Below are 21126 nucleotides of genomic sequence, written 5' to 3' on the forward strand. Positions count from 1 at the left end.
TCCTCGTCACTAGATTTCGTAGCGGTTATTGCGCAGCCACACACAGCCAGCGAGCATGAGAGCGGCGATGGCAGCGCCTGCCCAAAGTCCCGGGCTGACTATAAAGTTTCCGAAATCCGCCAGGCCGGCACGTTCGAACATGATGAAGCCGGAATTGGCGCCTTCGTCGATTACCAGCGCAGGCAGACGACCGTCGATCAGATCCAGGAAGTTGTTGGAGTCAAACACCAATTCCTCGAACAGCATGATGACTGCCGGTGGAATGATCGCCAGCATAAGGGGCGAGCGGCGGGCACCGGCGGAAGCCAGCAGCAACCAGGCAAAGAATGGCAGGCTCCAGAGGCTGACGCCCATGGCGATGAACCAGTGATTGATGGCAATGCTGATCGGGTGAGTGCCGGACCAGAGTTCCATGGCGGTGGTGGTCGGGCTGTGCAGGCCCACAAAGATCATTGCCAACCACTGGAATACCAGTGCCACGACCGTCGCCGTCACCACCGCAATGGTGGGCAGCAATACCAGCCCGGTGGCGAGTTTGGTGAGTACCTGCTGGGTTTCTGAAACCGGCATGGATTTCCAGAACAGAATGCTCTGGTCTTTGCGGTCGCTGTACAGGCTGCCCAGCAAGTAGAACACGCTCACCACAATCATCAGGCCGCTGAACAGGGCAAAGAAAACCTTGATCACCTTGTTCATGTCCGCAACGTTTTCGTCGCTGAAATTCTGCCGGGTGTCTTCGTCCTTCTCGATCACGATGATTTCTGAAGGGAAGGTGCGCACCGGACCTGTGGCATCAGAACTCTGGCCATCAAATCCAGGCACGGGCGGAACCGGCGGAACAGGCGGAACAGGCGGCAGGGCATTGCCTCGCGCAGTCTCGCGCGCCAGTTGTGCATCGAGTTTGGCGATTTCGCGATCCAGCTCGCGGGTGACCTGGTGCCGGATCATGTCTTCATCGATATCCGCCATCATGACCGACAGATCGATGTGAATGCCGTCTTCGGCCAGCTCCCGTTGTTTCTCCGCCAATTTAGCGTGTGTTTCGGCTACATGGCGTTCGATATCGATAGCGCGTTGGTCAGACTCATGGTTTTTGAGTGCGTCGCGGCTGCGCACCAGCTCCTCGCGTGCGAGGGTGAGGGCTTCAACCATGCGCACCTGATGCGCCTCCCGGTGGTCCTGGTGCGCGCCTTCTTCGGTATTGCTGAAGTTGAATTCAATATCGCTGTGGATATTGAATGCACCTGAGCTCACTGCAACAAGTGCGCCCGCCATTAACAGGCAGATGAGTAAACCCAATGCGGCCGGCAACCAGGCAAAGCTGCCTTTGTGTTCCCAGAACTCGCGTTTGAACGGTGTGATAAAGCGGTTCATTATGCTTGACCCCAACTCAGGTTCGGTTGAATTTTCGCAACGAACAAATCTGTGATGCTCGGCGTGTGCAGGCTGCCCAGTTCCGCCAGTTGCGTCCGGTCAGCGCGCTCGTACATGACCCGGAACCCTCCCAGGCGCGGGGTAATGTGTATCGGTTGCAGCGCGGCGGCCTGATCCTTCTGATTGGCTTTAATGTCCACTTCGATAAAATCGTCGGCCAGGCTTTCCATCTCGGCGTTCAATACCAGTTCGCCGTTATTGATGAACATCAGATCGGTAAGAATGGTTTCGATCTCTTCCACCTGATGAGTCGTGACCAGAATGGTTTTTTCCTCATCGAAGTAATCGTTCAGCAATGTGGTGTAAAACTGCTTCCGGTAGAGAATATCCAGGCCCAGTGTGGGCTCGTCCAGCACCAGCAGACGCGAATCGATCGCCATGATCAGCGCGAGATGCAATTGCGTGATCATGCCTTTCGACAAACTGCTGACTTTGGCGCCAAGAGGAATCTGGGTTTTCTCCAAAAAGCTGTGTGCTTTGGCGATGTTGAATCGCGGGTGCACGCCTGCCACGTAGGCGATGGCCTGAGACACTTTGATCCAGCGCGGCAGAATGGCCGTGTCGGCAATAAAGCTCACTTGTTCAAGCAAAGCCTTGCGCTGCCTGAGTGGGTCCATGCCCAGCACCTGCAGTGTGCCTTCTACCTGGGCCAGGCCCAGGATGCCTTTCAGCGCGGTGGTTTTACCGGCGCCGTTGGGACCAATTAATCCGACAATCCGGCCCGGCGCCACATCAAAACTCACGTTATTCAGCGCCACTTTGCCGCCATAGCGTTTGCTGAGGCCGCGGGCTTGAATGATGCTGTTCATTGCTGTGTCTCCAACGCCTGGTTGATGTGTTCGATCAACTCGTCCTTGGTGATGCCCAATTGCGCAATACGTTGCAATAATTGCGGTAAATCCACGGTCAGGAATTTTTCCCTTTCTGCTTTCAAGATTGTTCCTCTTGCACCTTCGATAACAAACATGCCTAGCCCCCGGCGTTTTTCTACCAGTCCCTCGTCCACCAGTTCCTGGTAGGCCTTGGACACGGTCAGGTGATTGATTTGATATTCGGCGGATACTGCCCGGACCGAGGGGATCGCGTCCCCTTCGGCGTAGGCGCCTTCCATAATCAGCCCCACCATGCGGTCTTTAAGCTGCCGGTAGATGGGTTGATCGTCATTCCACTGTGTCATAGGTGATACCTTTATGAAGTCAGGGATCAGTGAGGTGACATGCCGAGCGATTTAACGCTGCTGGCACCACTGGTATCGACCTTGATACTGGGTTGTCCGTAGTAATGCACATCCGAAGCGCCGCTGGCGTCAACTTCCAATGAATCAGTCGCCCATACTTTCGCGTCGGCCGATCCGCTTAAATCCACCTGCGCATCGCGGCTTTTCATTTTTGGCGCGGTGTAGTTGCCTGAACCGCTCACGCTCACGCGCTGGCTGTCGACTTCTCCACCGTTAATTTGCGCATCGCCGGAACCGCCCATGGTGATTTCAAACCGGCTGGTGTTCAGTTGGTCGATGCGGGTGTCACCCGAACCGGCGGAACTGACTTCAATCAGGTCGGTTGCCTTCATGCTGTTGGCCCGCAGATCACCCGAGCCGGCGCTGCTCAACTCAATCTCATCGGCCTGGATTACATCGGCGGAAAAGTCGCCCGACCCGGCACTGGACAGTGAGAATTTTTTAACAATGATGGCTTTTGCGCGTAAATCGCCGGAGCCTGCGCGATCCAATTTCAGCGCGTCACCGGTGAGGTGGGTGAGAAACTCTGTATCGACAGAGCCGGCGGAACGCAACTTGTTGAGGGTCTTAAGGGAAAGTTTGTAGTGGATATTGTTATCCATTTTGAACCAGCCCCAGCTGCTGCCATCTTTCAGTCGCAGGCGCAGCGTTGAACCGCGGGCATCGACTTCAACACGCTCCATGGCTTTGGCGCTGGCAATGATTTCCAGCGCTTCGGTGTCCCCCTGGCTGATGGACAGCAGGCCGGGGCCGGCAATTTCGACCGCGTCGATGTCGCTGATATCCACGGTCTTTTTCAGCAGTTCGTCAGCCTGAGCCAACGGAAAGAATAAAAGGCCGGCCAGCAAGCTGGCCGCAAGGTTGAGGTTGAGGAATGCTTTCATCATATGTTCCTGTGCTGTGTACTGGTTATTGTTGATGAGTGATTAATTACAGGCCGGCCATTTCGCGGGCGCTGTCAAACGCTGTGTTGGCCAGGCTGCGCGCCGCTTCGGAGACCAGTTCCGTGACCTGGGTTTCAACCCACTGGCCATCGACCATGCTGCGGAAGGTCCAGACCCGCTGGTCTTGTGCCTGGCTGAGTAAAACCGGTGCCTTCACCTGGCCCGCAAAAGTGGGCTCTGGCATTTCAACCTTGGCCAGGGCCCAGGTGGTGTCGATTTGCGGTACGGGTGCGTCGATGCTTCCTGCGTTAGCCAATCCGGCGCTGGCAGTCAGAATCAGGGCGGCGATAGTGTTGGTGGTGTTCATTGTCTTGTTCCTTGCATATTCGGTGACTGGGTGGATAAGCAAACTGCTTTCCTTGCTGACCTGGTGTTATACGTAACTATAACACTAGTATTGTATAACGCAATAAATTTGTTGATTTTTCGTACTCAATTCGTCGTGCGACGAATTTAAGTCAATAAAAACAAGGGGTTACGGTGGTTCCGGATGGGGGTGAATTCTACGGCCAAGGTCGGTGAGGTGTTATAGAGGTGTTATAGGGGTGTTATAGGGGGGTGACAGAAGGGTATTGCAGCGGGTCTTAGCCGCGGGTTTTTCATCAAACGCCGGTGTCAGGCTTTGCCGGCTTCCAGCTTTTCCAGCATTTTGATGAATTGCTTGCGCACGATGGCGCGGTTGGCGTCCAGCAGGTCGGTGCGTTGCTTGGCTTCATCTTCCATGGCCTGCAGTACGGATTGTTGGCCGGGCGTGGCCTTCTCGCCCACCAACATGTGACTCTGGTCCACAATCGACTGGATGATGGACTGTGTTTCTTCGCGCTGATAGCGGTACTGGGCTTCCATGTTGGCACTGATGGTCTGCAGCATTTCGTTAAAGTATTCGTAATTGTCGAGCCGCTTATTGATGTCTTTTTGCGCGGCGACTTTGTCGGCCAGGTTGGAGCTGAAGTTAAACAAAGCCTCAAGGTACTGTTTTTGGTTGTCGGCCAGTTTTTCACCGGCTTTGCTGAATTTGAGTATGGCCCGGGCGTTGCGCATGTGCAGGGTGACGCGTTTATCTTTACTCTGGATGGGTGATTTATGGTCAAACTCCAGCCGGTCGATCAGTAGTTTGTCTTCCTTGCTGAGCTTGCCCAACGACGCGATATCCACTTTGCTATTGCCCACCTGCAACCGGATGATGGACTGGAATCCCATTTCAGTGACCGCATGTTGCAATACGGTGATCAGGTCTTCCAGCGAGCCCGACTCAATGGCATTGGTCATGAACTCGGTGAGGAAGCCGGCATTCAGGCTGCTGTTTACCATCTGCTGCATTTGTTTTTCGAGTTGACCTTGCTCGCGCTCGGACTCAATGGTGGCGAGAAGCTTGTCGTCTTCCACGTCTTTGTAGTGCGCCTGCAACTCCTCCCGCTGTTTCTGTAATTCCTGTAAGTGGCTGTAGAGATTCTCCACTTCGTTTTCCAGCACCTGTATGCAGGTTTCCGATTCCATCAGTGCGCGCTTGAGTTTGTCCAGTTCGGAGCGTTTGGCGTCGTTACCCTCTTTATTGCCCGCCAGTTCGGATTCCAGCTGGGCGATGGTGGACTCCATAGACAAGATGGACTTGCGTTGGTCAACGATGGTCTTTTGCAGGCCGTCCAGGTTTTTGCGGCTTTGGTTACTCAGCGCGTGGCTGTCTTTGAGCAGGTCTTCAAAGGGGTTTTCGGACTTGTCCGATCCCTCGCGTGAAGCGCGGATGACACTGAGCAGGGTGCGGGTCTGTTCCTCGGTGGGGTTGGGCGAATTAAAGGCCTTGTCCACATGGGCCAGTTGTTTCTTGGCATCGTTCAGGGATTTTTGCAGAGTCGCAGACTCGTGCTCCATTTTGTACAGCATGCGCTCGTACTGGGCTACCTTCATTTCGAGGTCGCTTTGATCCTGCTCCTGCTTGAGCATGTGGGTGAGTTTTTGCGTGTGTTGTTTCTGTTGCTCCAGTTTATTGAACAGCGATAAGCCGTGCCGGCTGGCTTTGGTGGCGCTTTGGCTGCTGGTGTCCAGACCGCGATTGAATCTCAGTACATAACCCGGTTGGTCGCTCTCGGCTGTACTCAGGTTGGCGTTGCCAGCGACCCAATCGTTGTCGCCCAGCTTTTCCAGGCGATCTCGCAAGAGTTTGAGTTTTTCCTTTAGTTGGGTGTTTTCGGCGCCCGTGCGTTTGGCTTCGGTGGACAGAATACCAATGACCTTGTTGATTTCATCGCGCAAGGTCAGCCAGTACTCTTTGGAGTTTTCGGGTTGTTTGAGTGCGCGTCTTTCCGCATTCAGGTAGGCGCAACGCACGGTGGTGATCAGCGGATTCAGATCCAGCGCTTTGCCCATGTCGGTTTCCGGCAGGCCGCGAGTCGCCTTCAATTGGCTGACGATGTACGCAATCACCGAGGGGTCTGTGGGCTCAGTCGTTGTGTTACCGGAGGTTGCTGGGCTCAGCCGCTGGGTTAAGCGTTGCAGTCGTTGGCGCAGCTTGATTATCAGGTATCCGCAAAAACCGCACACGAACAGCAGCTCAGCGATAATGATAATGTACACAGTGTCCGACATCCCGTGCTCCGGGCAGTTAACTGGTTTGAGGTCTGGCGTCTATATACCTACCTAGAGCCTAGCAGGCTTTATGACTTTGGGTACTTAGCAGGCAATTCCAGTGGCCTGTTACTCTTCAACCCACTGCCAGCGCAGGGGCTGGCCAAAATCGTCATAGATAATTTGTTTGCGGGGCTTGCGCGGTGCGCGTGGGGTTGGGCCCGGGGATTTGGATTGTTTGCGGGCTTCTATGGCCTGGATGACATCTTGTACCTGCGTGCGCGGTTGTTGCTTGCGGTCAAACAGCACGCTGAGCGGTTGATGGCCACCGGGCTCGCGCCCCGATGCACCCATGGGAACGGCATTGACCTCACCACCTTGGTGGATATAGGCGTCGACCTGCGCTTCTATCTCAGCTCTGATCTGGGCTTTGGTTTTTAGCGGTTTCATGCTGGGTGACAGGGAGAATGAGTACTAAAGTAGTCGGGCAATCTGCTAGATTAGCCCAATGCCGGTGTGTCGTACAGCATGGGGCGCCGCGAGACGCTGATTTGCGGTTGCAATGGCGCCACGATTGGCAGGCCGGAAACAATAACAGGAGGGTGCAAATGACAGGTATTAATTGGGTGGCATGGGGTGCGGCCACGCTCAGTTGTTTTGTGTTGGGTGGCATCTGGTACGGCCCCTTGTTCGGTCGTGCCTGGATGGCGCTGGTGGGTATTTCGGAGCAGGCGATTCAGCAGGCCAATATGGCTAAAATCTACGGCACGACATTTGTGTTGCAGGCGGCGGCCGCGTTTATGTTAGCGCAGGCCATGGGCCCCGATGCGCATTGGCTGTTGGGATTGCACTGGGGCTTGATGGCCGGCGTCTGGGTGGCCATTGCATTCGGTGTGGGTTATCTGTTCGAGCAGCGCCCGTTTAAACTGTGGGCCATCAATGCCGGTTACAACCTGTGCAGTTTTGCCGTAATGGGAACAATTTTAGGCGCCTGGTAATCAGCCTGGCGCGGATTCAGACACTACTAAGGATGGATACGTGATCAAGTTAGCCACAACCGACAGTGAGATTCAGGGTTGCTTCCCGGTCATGGCGCAATTACGCCCGCACCTGCTGGCAAACCGCTTTCTCGCAACTGTGCGGCAAATGCAGAAAGAGGGCTACCTGTTGGCGATGCTGCAAGCCGACAGCGGCGTGGCGGCAGTGGCCGGCTTTCGGGTTGCCACCAATTTGCACCTGGGGCGCTATCTTTATGTGGATGATCTGGTCACAGACCAGACCAGGCGCTCGCAAGGCTACGGCGAGGAAATACTTGCCTGGCTGGAAGCCTATGCCCGCGTTCAGGGCTGTGCCTATCTGCACCTCGACAGTGGCACCCAGCGGGCGCAGGCCCATAAATTCTATTTTGCCCAGGGCATGACCATCAGCAGCTACCATTTCCTGAAGCCATTGGTACAACAACCCGATTGATGGCATTTGCACCAACGGCGAGTTGCCCCATCCCGCCGCTATTGGGATAATGCCGCCTTTTGCCCGGGGCATACTTTCTGATGAATTTTACTTGGCGACATTGCCTGCATTCGCCGCTTGCCACGCCGGTTATTCTGGCGTTGTTTGCGGTGGTTCATCTTTTGGTGGCGCCCTTGTCCGGTCTGGGTGTGGACGAGGCCCATTATGCGCTGTATGGGCGCTTCCCGGATTGGAGTTATTTTGATCATCCGCCCATGGTGGGCTGGATTCATTGGCTGTTCCTGCATGGCGGCGACTCCGCTTTTTGGGTCCGGCTGCCGGCACTGGTCCTGTGGCTGTGTATCTTCTGGCAACTGAAGTACCTCACTCAGGCGCTGTATCACTCGGTTGCCACCGCCAATCTGGCCGTGTTGCTGGCCGCCAGCGCGCCCCTGGTGCAGGTGCTCGGCTTCGGTCTGGTGCCGGATACGCCACTCATTTTGTGCGCGTTGCTGTTGGCGCGGCTGGTGCTGGCCATCGACCAGAGCAATGGTGCACGACTTACGCACTGGTTGCTGTTGGGCGTTTTGCTGGGCCTTGCCGGTCTCAGTAAATACACTGCGGTATTTTCGGCGCTGGCATTGTTGTGGGTCTTGTCCAGCTACCGGCGGTTTGCCTGGCTGGCGAGTCCCGGGCCCTGGTTGGCGGTGGTCGTTGCCGCGGTTGTGGTTGCGCCGGTATTTTGGTGGAACTGGACGCACGATTGGGTGTCTTTTGAATACCAGTTCAATCACGGTGCCAAAGGCGAGTGGCAGGGCGCCAAGAGTCTGCGCTATGCCGTCATCTTACTGTTGTCCTATGGACCCCTGTGGGTATTTGCCGCGTTAGCGGGTGCCCGCACCTTGCCTGCAACCGGCGCCATCGCGGCCAGTTTTTTACGGGTGTCGGCATTGCTGTTGCTGATCACTGCGCTGTGGTCTGCTGGCAATGGCGAGGATCTGCCCCATTGGACAGCCATGGCCTGGGTCCTGTTGGCGCCATTTGCCGCTGCCCGGTTACGGTCTGTGTCAGCGGCTGGCGCAAAGCTGCTGGTGGGATTGGGTGCGGTCTACCTGGTGCTGGTCAACGGCGTACTGTGGTTGTTGCTGATTGCGCCGCCACTGGCGTCGGAACCAAAACTGGCGCCTGCAGTGCGGGATTTGCACGGCTGGGAGCCTGCGGCGCAGCGCCTGCTGGATTTGCGCGACAGTCGGGCGCCGGGTGCCCAGCTGTGGGTACGGAATTGGACGGAAGGCAGCCGGATGGCCTGGTACACCCAAATGCCCGTGCGGGTTTTGTCGGACAAAACCAGTCAGTTCTCGCTCTGGTGGGGCGAGCCTGTGGCGCCAGCGATTCTGGTGCGCGCGGAAAAACGCATGCCGCGGGATACCACCCTGAAAATACCGGAGCACCTCGATTGCAGGCTGATCGATACGCTGGATTTTAAAATGCAGGCGGTGACGGTGAATGTTTATCTTTATTACTTGTGTGCCACAGCACCCGCCAATGAGGAATTGAACCCATGACGGCCATGCTCCAAGCCCAGCCCAACCCGGGCAACTTGTTCGGGCTTTTGTCTGCGCCCAGTGTGCCCGAGCACCGGCCAGGGTTGGAAAACTGCCTGTTGGCGCTGGCAGTGGTGGCCATGGCAGCCGGCTTTGCGCTGTTCAGCGTAGAGAGCTGGAATCAGGCATTGTTTCTGTCTATCAATCAGGCCTTCAGCGGGTTGACCCCTGATCAGCGCGCGCTGCTCACGGTGCTGGGCGATGGCTCGGTGGCTGCCTGTCTCGCCATCGGGGTGTTTATCCGCAACCCGCGCGCATTGGCGTACATTTTCCTGGCGGCCGTATTGGCCGGCATTCTGATTCAGGTGCCCAAACACTGGTTTGATGCTGCCCGGCCGCCGGCGGTTTTGGATATGGCGCTGTTTGATGTGGTGGGCAAGGCATACAAATCCAACAGTTTTCCTTCCGGCCACAGTGGCACCGCCTGGTTAGCGGCGGCGTTGGTGGCGCTGTCTATTCGTCAGCGTCTGGTGACGCTGGGCGTGTTGGGTCTGGGGGCGCTGGGCGCGTTGTCGCGCATTATGGTGGGCGTGCACTGGCCTGCCGATGTGATGGCCGGCAGCAGCATTGGTATTTTCGTGGCGGTGTTCATTTATCGCCAGTTTGCCGGTCGGCCGGTGGAAATTGCCCGCTGGGGGCAATGGCTGCTGGCGGTATTGCTATTGTTGGTGAGCGTGAACGGATTTCTGCACAACACCGGCTACGAACAGTACCAGGGGGTGACGGCGTTTCGTTGGATTGCGTCCGGTCTGGCGGCCGGCGCAGCATTGTTTCTGTTTGCGCAATTGCTTTGGCCTGTGGCGGAATGGGTGGCGCAGCGGTTGTTCAAGGAATCTGCCAGTCGCGCGCTGTCGCGGGTATTCAAATTTGGCATGGTGGGTGGCAGCGGCTTTGTGGTGGATATGACGCTTTACGCCTTGTTTTACAGCTGGCTTGGCATGAACTTACTGGTGGCGCGCTCCATCGCCTATTGGCTGACCTCGAGCTGGAACTGGTACCTGAACCGGGTGTTTACCTTCAAGGATGCGGATAACGATCGCAAACGCGTGCAGTGGGCCAAGTACCTGCTGATGTGTCTGATCAGCTTTGTCCCCAGTATGGGCACATTCTACGGGCTGACGACCAGCGTGCCATTTTTCGCCGAACACAGCCAGTTGGCGCTTATTCTAGGGGTTATTGCGGGCGCGCTGTTTAATTATGTGGTTGCCGGTTTTTTGATTTTTAAAGTTTACGGCAAAGATTAATTTGCTGATCAACACAAGAGAGCGTAACAAATGAAAGTGGATACCATGCGCAAGATTGACCGCTATGCGGGCATTCCATTGTGCTTTGTGTTGTCGGTGTGGTTTAGTCTGTGGCAGCTGATATTTCGCCCGGCCAAAAAAGCGGCGAAAAATGTCCTGTTTCTTGAGCTGTCCGAAATGGGCAGTGCCATTATTGCAGACCCGGCATTGCGCTACGTGAAAGAGCAGCCAGGCGCCCAGGTGTTTTTTGCTATCTTCAAGAAAAACGTGGGCAGCTTGCATCTGTTGAATACCATTCCGGAAAAAAATCTGTTCACCTTCCGTGAGGACAATTTATTCACGCTGGTGTGGGATACGCTGCGCTTCATGGTGTGGTGCCGTCGCAACGACATCGATACCGTGATTGATATGGAGATGTTTTCCCGTGTGTCGGCCTTGCTGTCGCGGGTGACCGGCGCAGTCAATCTGATTGGTTTTGTGGCCTATCACAGCGAAGGCTTGTACCGGGGTAATTTTCTCACCCGGCCGGTGGTTTACAACGCGCATCAGCATATCGCCAAAAATTTCATGGCCCTGTCGCACACCGCGATGATGCAGGAAGAGCAGTTACCTTTCTGCAAGTCGCTGATTCGCGACGAGGATATTGTGCTGGCCCAGGCACCACGGGATGAACAGGCCATCGCGCGCATCCACGCGACCTTGCAGTCGCTGAGCCCGGATTATCAACCGGGCCAGCGCGTGGTGCTGATCAACCCGAACGCCAGCGACCTGTTGCCACAACGCCGCTGGCCGGCCGAGCATTTCCAGGCAGTGATCGAAAACCTGCTGGCACGCTACGACGACATATTGATCGTCATTACCGGCGCGCCGGGTGAATTTGCCGGTGCAGAAGCATTGAAGAACGCGGTGGATCATCCGCGCTGTGTAAACAGTGCCGGCAAGTTTGCCTTCAAAGAATTGGTGCCGCTGTATTTTGTGGCCGACATGATGCTCACCAACGATTCCGGCCCCGGGCATTTCTCGGCGGTGACGCCACTGCGTACCTTTGTCATTTTCGGACCGGAAACGCCGGCGCTCTACAGTTCACTGGGTAATTCCACGGCGCTTTACCTGGGGCTGGCGTGTTCTCCCTGCGTCAGTGCCGCCAATCACCGCAAGACCGATTGTGTTGATAATCGCTGCGTGAAAGATTTGTTGCCGGCGCAGGCGCTGGCAGCGATTCATCCCCATCTCGATCGGATAGCGGCTCAATAAGGAGTACTTCCATGCGCTTTCTTCACACCATGTTACGCGTTGGCGACCTGCAGGCATCCATCCGTTTCTATACCGACGTCATGGGAATGCGTTTGCTGCGCCAGAAAGATTACCCGGACGGCAAATTCACGCTGGCATTTCTGGGCTACGGCGAAGAAAGCGACACCACGGTGCTGGAGTTGACCCACAATTGGGATACGGCCAGCTATGAATTGGGTAACGGTTTCGGCCACCTCGCTATCGCCGTCGATGATGTCTACGCGGCCTGTGAAAAAATCCGCGCCGCCGGTGGCAAAATCGTGCGCGAGCCGGGCCCCATGAAACACGGTACGACCATTCTGGCCTTTGTTGAGGACCCGGATGGGTACAAGCTCGAACTGCTGTCGGAAAAGTAAGTCGATTGTGTGATGCAAGCCGGTTGGGAACCAACCGGCTTTTTTTATGTCTGAGCTATGACGTTGTTGTGTCATCTGCGCGATTGCGGATTGAACACAACCCACACTGAATCGGCCAAGGGGGATCACCCGTTGACATGTTTTGATGCTGGCACCCTGCGCGATTGGCGCTCCGATGGTCATCGTGGCCACACACGGTATATGGCGGGCTATGTCCAGCCCCGGGTGAAGGACGCGGCGTTGTTCGGTGGTATTGACGAGTCGGACATGCCGGCCCTGCTGGGCTATTGTTATCTGCGAACCTTGCGCCCAGGCGACGCGGTATACCGCACGGGAGATTTGCCTGCAGCGATATACCTGGTGCTCAGTGGTCGCGTTGAGTTGCGCCTGGAGTCGCCTTTCGGGCAGGTGGTGAAAGAATCATTGGCGCTGGGCTCTAGCTTTGGCGATGTGGCGTTGTTGGGTGTTCAGCCCCATTCAGATGCGGCCTTTTGTGTGGAGGCCGGCGAAGTGCTGGCCTTGTCTGTACAAGCATTCGCACAGTTGAACCGGGATAATCCCGCGCTGTTCACCCACCTGTTGCTCAATCTTTCCCGCGATGTCAGTCGCCGCCTCATGCGCCACGATCAGGACTACACTGAGTGGGTCGGGGCCCGCAGTTCCATCAGCTGATCAATTCTTGGTCTGATAACACCTATCTGTTAGTATGCGCGCCCTTTAAACGCATTGGGGTACGCATGTTTAATCTCATCAATGGGGCCGAGTCCAACGTCAAAAACGACATTCTGTCGGGCACGACCGTGGCACTGGCCTTGGTGCCAGAGGCGGTGGCCTTTGCATTTGTGGCGGGTGTCGAACCCATGGTGGGGCTTTATGCGGCCTTTATGATGGGCCTGCTGACCGCCGTATTCGGCGGCCGGCCGGGTATGATTTCAGGCGCGACCGGCGCCACCGCGGTGGTGATGATCAGCCTGGTGGCCGAACACGGCGTGCAATACCTGTTTGCCATGGTGGTGTTGGCCGGTGTGCTGCAGATCACCGCCGGTGTCTGCCGGCTGGGCAAGTTTATCCGCATGGTGCCGTACCCTGTGATGCTGGGTTTTGTGAATGGCCTGGCCATTGTGATTTTCCTGGCGCAAATGGGCCAATTCATGTTGCGCGGTGCCGATGGCGAGATGCACTGGCTGCAGGGCGAGATGCTCTACACCATGGGCATCCTGATTGCGATCACCATGGCGATCATGCACTTCCTGCCCAAAATTACCCAAGCCGTACCCGCCGGTCTGGTGGCCATTATTGCGGTCACCCTGGCGGTACTGGGACTGGATCTGGAAGCGCGCACGGTCATTGATTTTGTGCGCGACATGCTGCCACCGGAACAAGCGGCCACCGCCACACTCAAAGGTGAGTTGCCGAGTTTTGCGATTCCCGCCGTGCCATTCACCTGGGAGACGCTGGCGATTATTTTCCCTTACGCTGCCATCATTGCCGCCATCGGTCTGATTGAATCCCTGCTGACGCTGTCGCTGATCGATGAAATCACCGATACCCGTGGCAACAGCAACCGCGAGTGCGTGGGCCAGGGCATTGCCAACACCGTTAATGGCTTCTTCGGCGGCATGGGCGGCTGCGCCATGATCGGCCAGAGCATGATCAATATTAATTCCGGTGGGCGCGGGCGCTTGTCCGGTATCACCGCAGCTGTGGTGTTGCTGGCGTTCATTCTGTTCGGCGCCAAATACATCGAAATGATTCCGCTGGCGGCGTTGGTGGGCATCATGTTCATGGTGGTGCTGGGCACGTTTGAATGGTCGAGTTTCCGGATCATCAAAAAAATTCCGCGTTCCGATGCACTGATCCTGATTCTGGTGTCGGGTGTGACCGTGGCATTTGATCTGGCGATTGCGGTGATTGTGGGCGTTATCGTGTCGGCACTGGTATTCGCCTGGCAGCACGCCAAGCACATCAATGTGGTCACCTATCTGGACGATCAGGGCTACAAAGTCTACGAATTGCGCGGTCCTATTTTCTTCGGCTCGGTGGCCAACTTCAAAGAGCTGTTCGACCCGCACAATGACCCGGAGCACGTGGTGATTGAATTCCAGCGCTCGCGTGTGGCCGACCACTCTGCACTGGAGGCCATCGACAGTCTGGCCGACAAATACCGCGCGCAGGGCAAAACGTTGCATTTGCGGCATTTGTCGAAAGACTGCGTATCACTATTGCGGCGCGCGGGCGACCTGGTGGAGGTCAATCTGCTGGAAGACCCGAATTATCGCGTGGCCGTTGATCACACCTGATCGCAGATTGCGTTATCAAAAGCCGGCGTAAACGCCGGCTTTTTTGTATCTGCCGTGTTTGCTGCTTGATTTATGGTTTTATCCCCACGCATAGTGAGCCGTCAATCCTAGGAGAATGCCCATGCCACCGATAGAAGTGCTTGTGAGTTTTACCTTTGCTGCGCTGCTGCTGAATTTATCGCCCGGGCCGAGCAATCTGTATGTGATGGCGCGGTCGCTGGCACAGGGGCCTGAGGCCGGCTTCGTGGCGGCTGCGGGTTTAGCTGCGGGCAGTTTGGTGCATGTGTTGGCGGCGAGCGTGGGCCTGGCTGCCGTATTTTTATATGCGCCGGTGTTGTTTACAGCGGTGAAGCTGGTGGGTGCCGCGTATCTGTTGTATCTGGGCGTGCAGTATTTACGCAGCCAGCCCGACCTGTCGGTGGGGCAGTCGGCAAAGCGCAGCAATGGCCGGATTTTCCGCGAGAGTTTCCTGGTCGAGGCCACGAACCCCAAGACCGCACTGTTCTTTTTGGCACTGTTGCCGCAATTTGCCGACGCGAGCTACGGCCCGCTGGGGCCACAGTTGCTGGTGTTGGGATTGATTGTCACCCTGTCCGCTGTGCCCTGTGACATCATCGTCGCCTTGGGCGCAAGCCGCGTGCGCCGCTGGCTGGCCGCGCATCCGCGCGCGCCGTTGATTCAGGAGCGGGTGTCCGGTGGCATTCTGGTGGCGTTGGCCATGTTTATCGTAGGCGAGGAGGCAGTAGCACAATGGCAATCATGAAATGGCTGGGGTTGGCCGCACTGTGTGGGTGCAGTTTAGCGGTACAGGCGGGACTCACTGCGGTGGAGCGTACATTGCAGGCATCGGTGGACGCGATTGAACCGCAATACCTCGCCCTGCTGGAACGGGTGGTCAATATTAACAGCGGCACCCACAACCACGCGGGTGTGAAAGCCGTCGCCGATGAGTTTGTGCCCGCCTTTGAAGCCCTGGGCTTTACCACGCAATGGCACGATGGCAGTGCGTTTAACCGCGCCGGACATCTGTTGGCCCGGCGCGGCAAACAAGGCCCGAAAATATTATTGATCGGCCATCTGGATACCGTGTTTGCGCCACAGGACAAATTCCAGCGCTGGCAGCCGTTGGCCGATGGTCGGGTCAAGGGGCCGGGCATTACCGACATGAAGGGCGGCAATGTGGTGATGCTGATGGCATTGCACGCGTTGCAGGATGCGGGGGTGTTGGACCAATTGCAGATTCAGGTGGTGCTGACCGGCGATGAAGAAGCCCGGGGGGAGCCCATCGAATTGGCTGTGGCGCCGCTACTGGCCGCGGGTGATTGGGCCGATGTAGCGCTGGGTTTCGAAGACGGTGATTCAGACCCGGCCACCGCAGTGATCGCCCGCCGGGGTTCTGCCAGCTGGCGCCTGGAGGTCAGCGGTAAACCGGCGCACTCCTCACAGGTGTTCCGCGAAGATGTGGGCTTTGGCGCTGTGTACGAAATGGCGCGGGTACTGAACGCATTCCGCACGGAATTGAGTGACCAGCCGTTGCTGACCTATAACCCGGGCTTTGTGCTGGCCGGCACCGACGTGGAAGAAACCGCCGCCAGCCGCGGGCGGGCATTCGGCAAAGCCAATGTAATCGCGGCCACGGCGCTGGTAGAAGGGGACTTACGGGCCATATCACCGGCCAGCCAGACCGCCGCATGGGCGCGCATGCAGGCCATTGCCAGTGCCAGCCTGCCGCACACCAAGTCAGTATTTACTTACCAGGAGCGCTATCCGCCAATGGCCCCAACCCCCGGCAACGAAGCGTTGCTGGCACTATACAGTCAGGCCAGTGAAGATCTCGGTCACGGTGTGGTGGTGGCGGTGGATCCGCGTCGCGCCGGTGCGGCAGATATTTCCTTTGTCGCCGGCCGGGTGGCAATGGCATTGGACGGCCTGGGCCTGATGGGCGAGGGCGGCCATACCCCGGATGAAATCGCCAACATGGCAACGCTCAGAAGCCAGAGCCAGCGCGCGGCACTGCTCATGTACCGGCTGTCGCAGCGTCAGAATAGTGCGAATGCACATTAATTGGCGTTTACTGTGCATATGCACTGTGGTAGGCTGGGTTTAATGGGTTGGGTAGTGATTGACCAGCCCTTAACCCCTGCAACAGCGAGGTGATCTGTGTCGGCATTGCAGATGAATCAACCGGACCCGGCCAGTGTGTTGTGTAAAGCATTGCACAATACCCAGGAGTCGCTGGGTTTAACCCAGGAGGAAACCGGCAAAATTATCGGTAAAGACCGCACTACCGTGGGCCGGTTATTTGAACGCGGACAGCTGTCTCCGCACACAAAAGAAGGCGAGCTGGCGTTGTTGCTGGTGCGCCTTTATCGCAGTTTGTACGCCATGCTCGGTGGCAGCCAGAGTCAGATGCAGCACTGGCTGAATACGCCCAATCAGCATCTGGGGCAAACGCCGCGGGCTTTGTTAGTCACTGTTCAGGGCCTGGTGGAAGTGGTGAATTACCTCGATGCCATGCGCGGGCGCCTCTAGCCGGCGGCTGGCCTCACCCGAGACCCATAATAAGGAATTGATATGTCGCTATGGACTGCGCTCAATGGCGTGGATCGCATTCAGCCTCTGACCGTTGAACTGGTGCGGGTGGTCGAGTCCCAGGAGCAGATTGCCACCCTGAGCCTGGTGGATAATCTGGAAGAGCAGGCGGTGCTCGAGTCATTGTTGGAAGCGGTCAAACCGGCGGGTGCGCCGCAAGGTTTGCATTATCTGCTTTCAAGCCCCTTCCGCTATCCCCCGCTGGCCTGGGGCAGCCGCTTTGGACGCCGGCACGAGCCCTCCCTGTTTTATGGGTCCCTGAATATTGAAACCGCATTGGTGGAATGTGCGTTCTATCGGCTGGTATTTCTCGATGGCATGGCCGACCCATTCAGCCGTGCGGTGGTGTCGCAACACACCAGCTTCAGGGTGCGTGGGCACGGTCAGCGGGGCGTGAATCTGGCGTTGCATCCGTTCAGTGAGCATGAACCGCTGTTGCGGTCGCCGGTGGACTACAGTGGGACCCAGGCTCTGGGCACCGACATGCGTGCGGCTTCGGTGGAGCTGGTGGTGTATTTGTCGGCCCGGGATCAACGGCCCAATGCGCTTAACGTGGGTATCTTCAGTCCCGATGTGCTGAAGGCGAGCCAGCCTGGGCAATTCCAGAACTGGACCTGTTACGCCACGCGGGAAAGCGTGCGCTATGTGGCTGCGCCCGGCGTCAAAGGGCGGGAGTCATTCAGTTTCGAGCGGGGCAAATTTGAAGTGGAAGGCCGGCTGCCTGTGCCGGCCTGATAGCGTGGTCCCACATTGCCCTGCAATGTAGGTGGCCGGTTCAGATCAGCCAGGTGGTCACGTTGTCCATTTCGCGGTTCTCGCCAATCGCCTTCAGGCCCTTGACGCAGCGAATGATGTACCACACCAGCAAAGCCAGCATCAGCAATACGCCCAGTCCCATCAGTGGCATGGTAACCAGCGCAATCACGCCGTACAGCAGGCTGATCCAGAAGGTCCGGATCTGAAAACGGTAGTGGTTATTGAGCACACCTTCGTCGCCGTTCTTGTTCACGTACGCCATGATGACGCCAACAATACCGGTGATGCCCACCAGAATAGAGGCCAAGTACAGAATATAAATAAGCTTTACGCTACCAGCGTCGCCACTGGTGGATACGGGCGCAGAATCGTTCATGCGAGCTCCTTGTTGAGTTGTTATGTCCAGACCGGTATGTACCGACGGCGCTCAGTAAATCACATCTGAAATCTCGAGTACAGACGGGTCCCACTGCAGGTTGAGTTGGCGCGAAGCAGGCATGTTGATGGTGATGGCGGGCAAGCCCTGATCATCGTAGATCAGCACCGTGACATCTTTCACATTGCCGTTGTGAAACGGCGTCATGGAAATGGCACCCAGCTGGTTCGCCCGGGCAACAAATTCTGGCAGTTTGTTTTGACTGTTAATGTAAACCAGATCGGGTCTGGTGCCCGCCGGCAGATCGGTATGAACCGCGCGCAGTGTGCTGCGGCCAATGGTTTTGCCCACACGTTTTTCCAGTACCCTGGCCAGCGCGGGATCATTGATGATCCAAATGCTGATGTCCTTTTCGTCTTGCAGGCGGGCTTCCAGCGACGCCAGTTTGAGGATGATGGCAGCAGTGAGTTGGCTGGGTAGCGGCTTGGCCTGCACGCCGGAGGCGAGTAGCAGGGCAAACAGTGCCAGTGCGAAGCGTTTCAGATGCGGCAACATATTACAGCTCCGCACCAAGGTAAAAGGTCAGCACCGGCTTCTTCACCTGAGGAATCAGGGAATTCTGGAAGCCGTCGGTATCCACGGCGAAATCATCGCCGGTGGCGGCACCCTCGACCCCCGGGTGCAGGTAGTCGCTGCCGGTCAGATTTTCGATCTTAAGCCCGAGACGGAAGTTACCCGCGTCGTACAAAAGATGAGCGTCCAGCTTGAAATAACTGGGTGCCTGCCGGTTCTGCTCGCGCAAGGGGTTCTGATCTGCGCGCAAGGGGTTTTCCGAAAACAGATTGCGTGCCGCTATCCAATTGCCGCGGAGGTTAACACTGGTGTTTTCAGCGATCGGTAAATTAATGATGGCCGTGATCTTGTGTGGCGCTATGTCGCCCTGTTCGGCTCGGCGACTGTCCCATTCGCCGGTGGCGTTATTGTATTGTTGGTCCGCCGTGGCGCGGGTGAAGGTGTAATAAAGATTGCCGGTAATGGCCGGCAACCCGGCCAGTGGATTCTGAACCGTGGCGCTGCCGCGGTATTCGAACCCATATACATCCCGTCCACCCACGTTCTGCGCGCCGGCGATAGCATCTTTGTATTGCGCACGGAACAGCGACATGTCGTGCAGGAAAAGCTCGCTTTGGTGAATGGCGATAAATTCCAGATTGCGGGCCTTTTCCGGTCGGAGCGACATATTAGCTGCTCGACCGCTGAAATCGCCATACAGATCCTTGGGTGAAGGCTCCTGAAACGCTTCACCGTACACCAGTTTAAAACTGGTATCCGGGCGCCAGTGATAAATGGTGGCCAGGCGCGGATTTACGTCGGTGCCGTATTCACTGTTGCGATCCCAGCGCAGGCCCAGGTTAAAACGCAGATCCTGCCAGTCGTAAATGGCCTGAATGAATGCGCCGGTATCCGTGGTGTCAATGCGGTTGTATTCGGGCAACCCGCGTTTGGGCACGGACGGCGACAGCGGCGTGTAGTTATCGGAATTGATCGCATCCGCCTGGCGCACCCCGCTGCCATCGGAGGAGATGCCGTCGATGGAATCGGGGCCCTGCGCAGGGCAGACACCCAGTCCGTCGAAATAATTACAGATCATGTAAATTTTGGAGAGGCGTTTGCGCTCGTACTTTATCCCGCCGGTAAGATTCAATTGCTCCGACCATTGGTGGCTCAACAGTTGCTCAAACCGCCAGCCCGTGCTGAAACTGTTCCACTCGGTGAGACTGACTGCGCCGGCAAAAGATTCAGCCCAGTCGCCGCCCACGCGGCTTTCGCGGTAGGTGAGATCGGTGCGCAATGCGGTTTGTGCGTTGAACGGATGCAGGTAGCGGGCAAAGCCCTGAGTAGACTCCGAAATCCAGTGTGCATTGGGTTGGCCATCGGCAAAACTGTAGTAGGGGCCATAACCCTCGTCGGTTTTCCAATGGTTGGCGCCCACCGACAAATTGCCGTGGTGCAGCTCGCCAAATACGCTGTAGTTTTCCGAGGGGTCGCGGTATTCGCCCAGAGGCTGACCCCTCACCCGCTCATCGCTCGTTACCTGTCCGTCGACATTGATGTCACCTGCGGGGCTCGGGCGACCGGTAATGGAATCTGTGCCGGCGCCAATCCCGGCGCCCCAAATGTCCGGGTCGCGCAATAGCGCCGGGTTGGTAAAGCCCCAGTCGCTGTAGTCTTCGATGGGGGCTTCGTCGCTGGTAAAGGCGCGGCCGCCCAGACTGAAACTGAGATCGCCCTGGCGCCCCAGCAGGGTCAGGTCCAGCGCCTGCGTCTGGTAACTGCCCCGGCTGACTTCCACATTGAGCTTAGTGGTGCCGTCTTCCACCGCGGCACCCTGCCGGGTGATGATATTGATTACGCCGAGAAACGCGTTCGGGCCATACACGGCACCGGAGGGGCCGTACAGGACTTCGACCCGCTCAATCAGCGTAATGGGGTACTGGCGCGACAGGTGGGCGGTATGGTTCCACAAATTATTGTCCACCCGTCCGTTCACCAACAGCAGCGTGCGCTGGGTCCAGGGGGTACGATAGCCGCGCTGATAGGCCACCAGCTGCTCGGTACCATTGGTGACAATATTGTCGAAACCCGGCAAATCCTGGACGATGTCATCCAGGCTGTCGTAGCCCCGCTGCCGGATAGTGTCCGCATCCACGATAACCATGGCGCCGGGCAGGTCGCGCACGGATTCGGGCTGAGCGGAGCCGGTCAGGCTGTCCATATGCAGGCTGGTGCGCTGGTTCAGCAGCTGTTCGAGCGACAAACTGTCCAGGTCGTTGCTGGCCTGAGCCAGTGCCAAAGTGGGTGTCAGGGTCGCCAACAGCGCGAGCGGAAATATCCCGCTGAATACATGGGTCATGGGGGTAAATCTGGCCTGTATCTACTAATCTCTCAGTGTAGACCCTGTGATTGGCAATTACCGGG

The 21126-nt window shown here is 57.1% G+C and carries 22 protein-coding genes; 12 read left to right on the forward strand and 10 right to left on the reverse strand.

Annotated elements, in window-relative coordinates; all coding sequences use genetic code 11:
* Positions 1 to 9: 9 nt before the first annotated feature.
* The 7 genes from M5M_RS18445 to M5M_RS18475 form a co-directional block, all read right to left on the reverse strand.
* Positions 10 to 1374, reverse strand: a complete 1365-nt coding sequence (locus M5M_RS18445) for a hypothetical protein (RefSeq protein WP_015049033.1) — start codon at positions 1372 to 1374, stop codon at positions 10 to 12.
* Positions 1374 to 2243, reverse strand: coding sequence for an ABC transporter ATP-binding protein (locus M5M_RS18450; protein ID WP_015049034.1), 870 nt, complete (start codon positions 2241 to 2243; stop codon positions 1374 to 1376). The genes M5M_RS18445 and M5M_RS18450 overlap by 1 nt, the downstream gene beginning before the upstream one ends.
* Complete coding sequence (locus M5M_RS18455) at positions 2240 to 2611, reverse strand: GntR family transcriptional regulator (RefSeq protein WP_015049035.1); 372 nt, start codon at positions 2609 to 2611, stop codon at positions 2240 to 2242. The genes M5M_RS18450 and M5M_RS18455 overlap by 4 nt, the downstream gene beginning before the upstream one ends.
* Before the next feature lie 26 nt (positions 2612 to 2637).
* Positions 2638 to 3555 carry a GIN domain-containing protein gene (locus tag M5M_RS18460; protein WP_015049036.1) on the reverse strand — a complete coding sequence of 306 codons (918 nt, stop codon included), beginning with the start codon at positions 3553 to 3555 and terminating at the stop codon, positions 2638 to 2640.
* A gap of 46 nt (positions 3556 to 3601) precedes the next feature.
* Positions 3602 to 3922, reverse strand: a complete 321-nt coding sequence (locus M5M_RS18465) for a hypothetical protein (RefSeq protein WP_015049037.1) — start codon at positions 3920 to 3922, stop codon at positions 3602 to 3604.
* A gap of 308 nt (positions 3923 to 4230) precedes the next feature.
* Positions 4231 to 6198 (reverse strand): coiled-coil domain-containing protein, encoded by a 1968-nt coding sequence (locus M5M_RS18470; protein ID WP_015049038.1) that lies wholly within the window; start codon positions 6196 to 6198, stop codon positions 4231 to 4233.
* 108 nt (positions 6199 to 6306) lie between these two features.
* The gene (locus M5M_RS18475; protein ID WP_015049039.1) at positions 6307 to 6627 is read right to left on the reverse strand and encodes a hypothetical protein; all 321 of its coding nucleotides are present in this window, start codon (positions 6625 to 6627) and stop codon (positions 6307 to 6309) included.
* A 158-nt stretch (positions 6628 to 6785) separates the two neighbouring features.
* Here M5M_RS18475 and M5M_RS18480 point away from each other — a divergent pair, with 158 nt between their 5' ends.
* The 12 genes from M5M_RS18480 to M5M_RS18535 all read left to right on the forward strand — a co-directional run bounded on the left by M5M_RS18480 (position 6786) and on the right by M5M_RS18535 (position 17750).
* Positions 6786 to 7175 carry a DUF1761 domain-containing protein gene (locus M5M_RS18480; RefSeq protein ID WP_015049040.1) on the forward strand — a complete coding sequence of 130 codons (390 nt, stop codon included), beginning with the start codon at positions 6786 to 6788 and terminating at the stop codon, positions 7173 to 7175.
* A 40-nt stretch (positions 7176 to 7215) separates the two neighbouring features.
* Positions 7216 to 7647: a GNAT family N-acetyltransferase gene (locus M5M_RS18485; protein WP_015049041.1), complete on the forward strand. Its 432-nt coding sequence runs from the start codon at positions 7216 to 7218 to the stop codon at positions 7645 to 7647.
* A gap of 80 nt (positions 7648 to 7727) precedes the next feature.
* A complete protein-coding gene (locus tag M5M_RS18490) occupies positions 7728 to 9191 on the forward strand; it encodes an ArnT family glycosyltransferase (RefSeq protein ID WP_015049042.1) in 1464 nt (487 codons plus the stop codon).
* Entirely contained in the window at positions 9188 to 10474 is a 1287-nt protein-coding gene (locus M5M_RS19770) for a phosphatase PAP2 family protein (RefSeq protein ID WP_015049043.1), read from the forward strand. Before M5M_RS18490 ends, M5M_RS19770 begins: the two co-directional genes overlap by 4 nt.
* A gap of 30 nt (positions 10475 to 10504) precedes the next feature.
* On the forward strand, positions 10505 to 11728 hold the full coding sequence (locus M5M_RS18500) for a glycosyltransferase family 9 protein (protein ID WP_015049044.1): 1224 nt from the start codon (positions 10505 to 10507) through the stop codon (positions 11726 to 11728).
* Positions 11729 to 11739: 11 nt separating this feature from the next.
* The gene (gene gloA, locus M5M_RS18505; RefSeq protein ID WP_015049045.1) at positions 11740 to 12123 is read left to right on the forward strand and encodes a lactoylglutathione lyase; all 384 of its coding nucleotides are present in this window, start codon (positions 11740 to 11742) and stop codon (positions 12121 to 12123) included.
* Between the two features lie 57 nt (positions 12124 to 12180).
* The gene (locus M5M_RS19775) at positions 12181 to 12795 is read left to right on the forward strand and encodes a cyclic nucleotide-binding domain-containing protein (RefSeq protein WP_015049046.1); all 615 of its coding nucleotides are present in this window, start codon (positions 12181 to 12183) and stop codon (positions 12793 to 12795) included.
* 65 nt (positions 12796 to 12860) lie between these two features.
* Positions 12861 to 14423, forward strand: a complete 1563-nt coding sequence (locus tag M5M_RS18515; RefSeq protein WP_015049047.1) for a SulP family inorganic anion transporter — start codon at positions 12861 to 12863, stop codon at positions 14421 to 14423.
* A gap of 121 nt (positions 14424 to 14544) precedes the next feature.
* Entirely contained in the window at positions 14545 to 15186 is a 642-nt protein-coding gene (locus tag M5M_RS18520; protein ID WP_015049048.1) for a LysE family translocator, read from the forward strand.
* Positions 15174 to 16487, forward strand: a complete 1314-nt coding sequence (locus M5M_RS18525; RefSeq protein WP_015049049.1) for a M20/M25/M40 family metallo-hydrolase — start codon at positions 15174 to 15176, stop codon at positions 16485 to 16487. Before M5M_RS18520 ends, M5M_RS18525 begins: the two co-directional genes overlap by 13 nt.
* Positions 16488 to 16598: 111 nt before the next feature.
* Positions 16599 to 16955 carry an antitoxin Xre/MbcA/ParS toxin-binding domain-containing protein gene (locus M5M_RS18530; protein WP_015049050.1) on the forward strand — a complete coding sequence of 119 codons (357 nt, stop codon included), beginning with the start codon at positions 16599 to 16601 and terminating at the stop codon, positions 16953 to 16955.
* 42 nt (positions 16956 to 16997) lie between these two features.
* The gene (locus M5M_RS18535; protein ID WP_015049051.1) at positions 16998 to 17750 is read left to right on the forward strand and encodes an RES family NAD+ phosphorylase; all 753 of its coding nucleotides are present in this window, start codon (positions 16998 to 17000) and stop codon (positions 17748 to 17750) included.
* A gap of 40 nt (positions 17751 to 17790) precedes the next feature.
* Here M5M_RS18535 and M5M_RS18540 read toward each other — a convergent pair whose 3' ends face one another.
* From M5M_RS18540 to M5M_RS18550, 3 genes are read right to left on the reverse strand one after another with little or no spacing between them, the layout of a single operon-like run.
* Entirely contained in the window at positions 17791 to 18147 is a 357-nt protein-coding gene (locus M5M_RS18540; RefSeq protein WP_015049052.1) for a DUF4870 family protein, read from the reverse strand.
* A gap of 51 nt (positions 18148 to 18198) precedes the next feature.
* Positions 18199 to 18702 (reverse strand): YfiR/HmsC family protein, encoded by a 504-nt coding sequence (locus M5M_RS18545; protein ID WP_015049053.1) that lies wholly within the window; start codon positions 18700 to 18702, stop codon positions 18199 to 18201.
* A 1-nt stretch (position 18703) separates the two neighbouring features.
* Positions 18704 to 21061 carry a TonB-dependent receptor plug domain-containing protein gene (locus M5M_RS18550; RefSeq protein ID WP_015049054.1) on the reverse strand — a complete coding sequence of 786 codons (2358 nt, stop codon included), beginning with the start codon at positions 21059 to 21061 and terminating at the stop codon, positions 18704 to 18706.
* Positions 21062 to 21126: the final 65 nt, after the last annotated feature.

This window comes from Simiduia agarivorans SA1 = DSM 21679 (assembly GCF_000305785.2).
Lineage (GTDB): Bacteria > Pseudomonadota > Gammaproteobacteria > Pseudomonadales > Cellvibrionaceae > Simiduia > Simiduia agarivorans.

Coding starts and splice junctions, on each gene's coding strand:
- M5M_RS18445 (WP_015049033.1), bottom strand. CDS start 1,374: ATGAACCGCTTTATCACACCGTTCAAACGCGAGTTCTGGGAACACAAA.
- M5M_RS18450 (WP_015049034.1), bottom strand. CDS start 2,243: ATGAACAGCATCATTCAAGCCCGCGGCCTCAGCAAACGCTATGGCGGC.
- M5M_RS18455 (WP_015049035.1), bottom strand. CDS start 2,611: ATGACACAGTGGAATGACGATCAACCCATCTACCGGCAGCTTAAAGAC.
- M5M_RS18460 (WP_015049036.1), bottom strand. CDS start 3,555: ATGAAAGCATTCCTCAACCTCAACCTTGCGGCCAGCTTGCTGGCCGGC.
- M5M_RS18465 (WP_015049037.1), bottom strand. CDS start 3,922: ATGAACACCACCAACACTATCGCCGCCCTGATTCTGACTGCCAGCGCC.
- M5M_RS18470 (WP_015049038.1), bottom strand. CDS start 6,198: ATGTCGGACACTGTGTACATTATCATTATCGCTGAGCTGCTGTTCGTG.
- M5M_RS18475 (WP_015049039.1), bottom strand. CDS start 6,627: ATGAAACCGCTAAAAACCAAAGCCCAGATCAGAGCTGAGATAGAAGCG.
- M5M_RS18480 (WP_015049040.1), top strand. CDS start 6,786: ATGACAGGTATTAATTGGGTGGCATGGGGTGCGGCCACGCTCAGTTGT.
- M5M_RS18490 (WP_015049042.1), top strand. CDS start 7,728: ATGAATTTTACTTGGCGACATTGCCTGCATTCGCCGCTTGCCACGCCG.
- M5M_RS19770 (WP_015049043.1), top strand. CDS start 9,188: ATGACGGCCATGCTCCAAGCCCAGCCCAACCCGGGCAACTTGTTCGGG.
- M5M_RS18500 (WP_015049044.1), top strand. CDS start 10,505: ATGAAAGTGGATACCATGCGCAAGATTGACCGCTATGCGGGCATTCCA.
- gloA (WP_015049045.1), top strand. CDS start 11,740: ATGCGCTTTCTTCACACCATGTTACGCGTTGGCGACCTGCAGGCATCC.
- M5M_RS19775 (WP_015049046.1), top strand. CDS start 12,181: ATGACGTTGTTGTGTCATCTGCGCGATTGCGGATTGAACACAACCCAC.
- M5M_RS18515 (WP_015049047.1), top strand. CDS start 12,861: ATGTTTAATCTCATCAATGGGGCCGAGTCCAACGTCAAAAACGACATT.
- M5M_RS18520 (WP_015049048.1), top strand. CDS start 14,545: ATGCCACCGATAGAAGTGCTTGTGAGTTTTACCTTTGCTGCGCTGCTG.
- M5M_RS18525 (WP_015049049.1), top strand. CDS start 15,174: ATGGCAATCATGAAATGGCTGGGGTTGGCCGCACTGTGTGGGTGCAGT.
- M5M_RS18530 (WP_015049050.1), top strand. CDS start 16,599: ATGAATCAACCGGACCCGGCCAGTGTGTTGTGTAAAGCATTGCACAAT.
- M5M_RS18535 (WP_015049051.1), top strand. CDS start 16,998: ATGTCGCTATGGACTGCGCTCAATGGCGTGGATCGCATTCAGCCTCTG.
- M5M_RS18540 (WP_015049052.1), bottom strand. CDS start 18,147: ATGAACGATTCTGCGCCCGTATCCACCAGTGGCGACGCTGGTAGCGTA.
- M5M_RS18545 (WP_015049053.1), bottom strand. CDS start 18,702: ATGTTGCCGCATCTGAAACGCTTCGCACTGGCACTGTTTGCCCTGCTA.
- M5M_RS18550 (WP_015049054.1), bottom strand. CDS start 21,061: ATGACCCATGTATTCAGCGGGATATTTCCGCTCGCGCTGTTGGCGACC.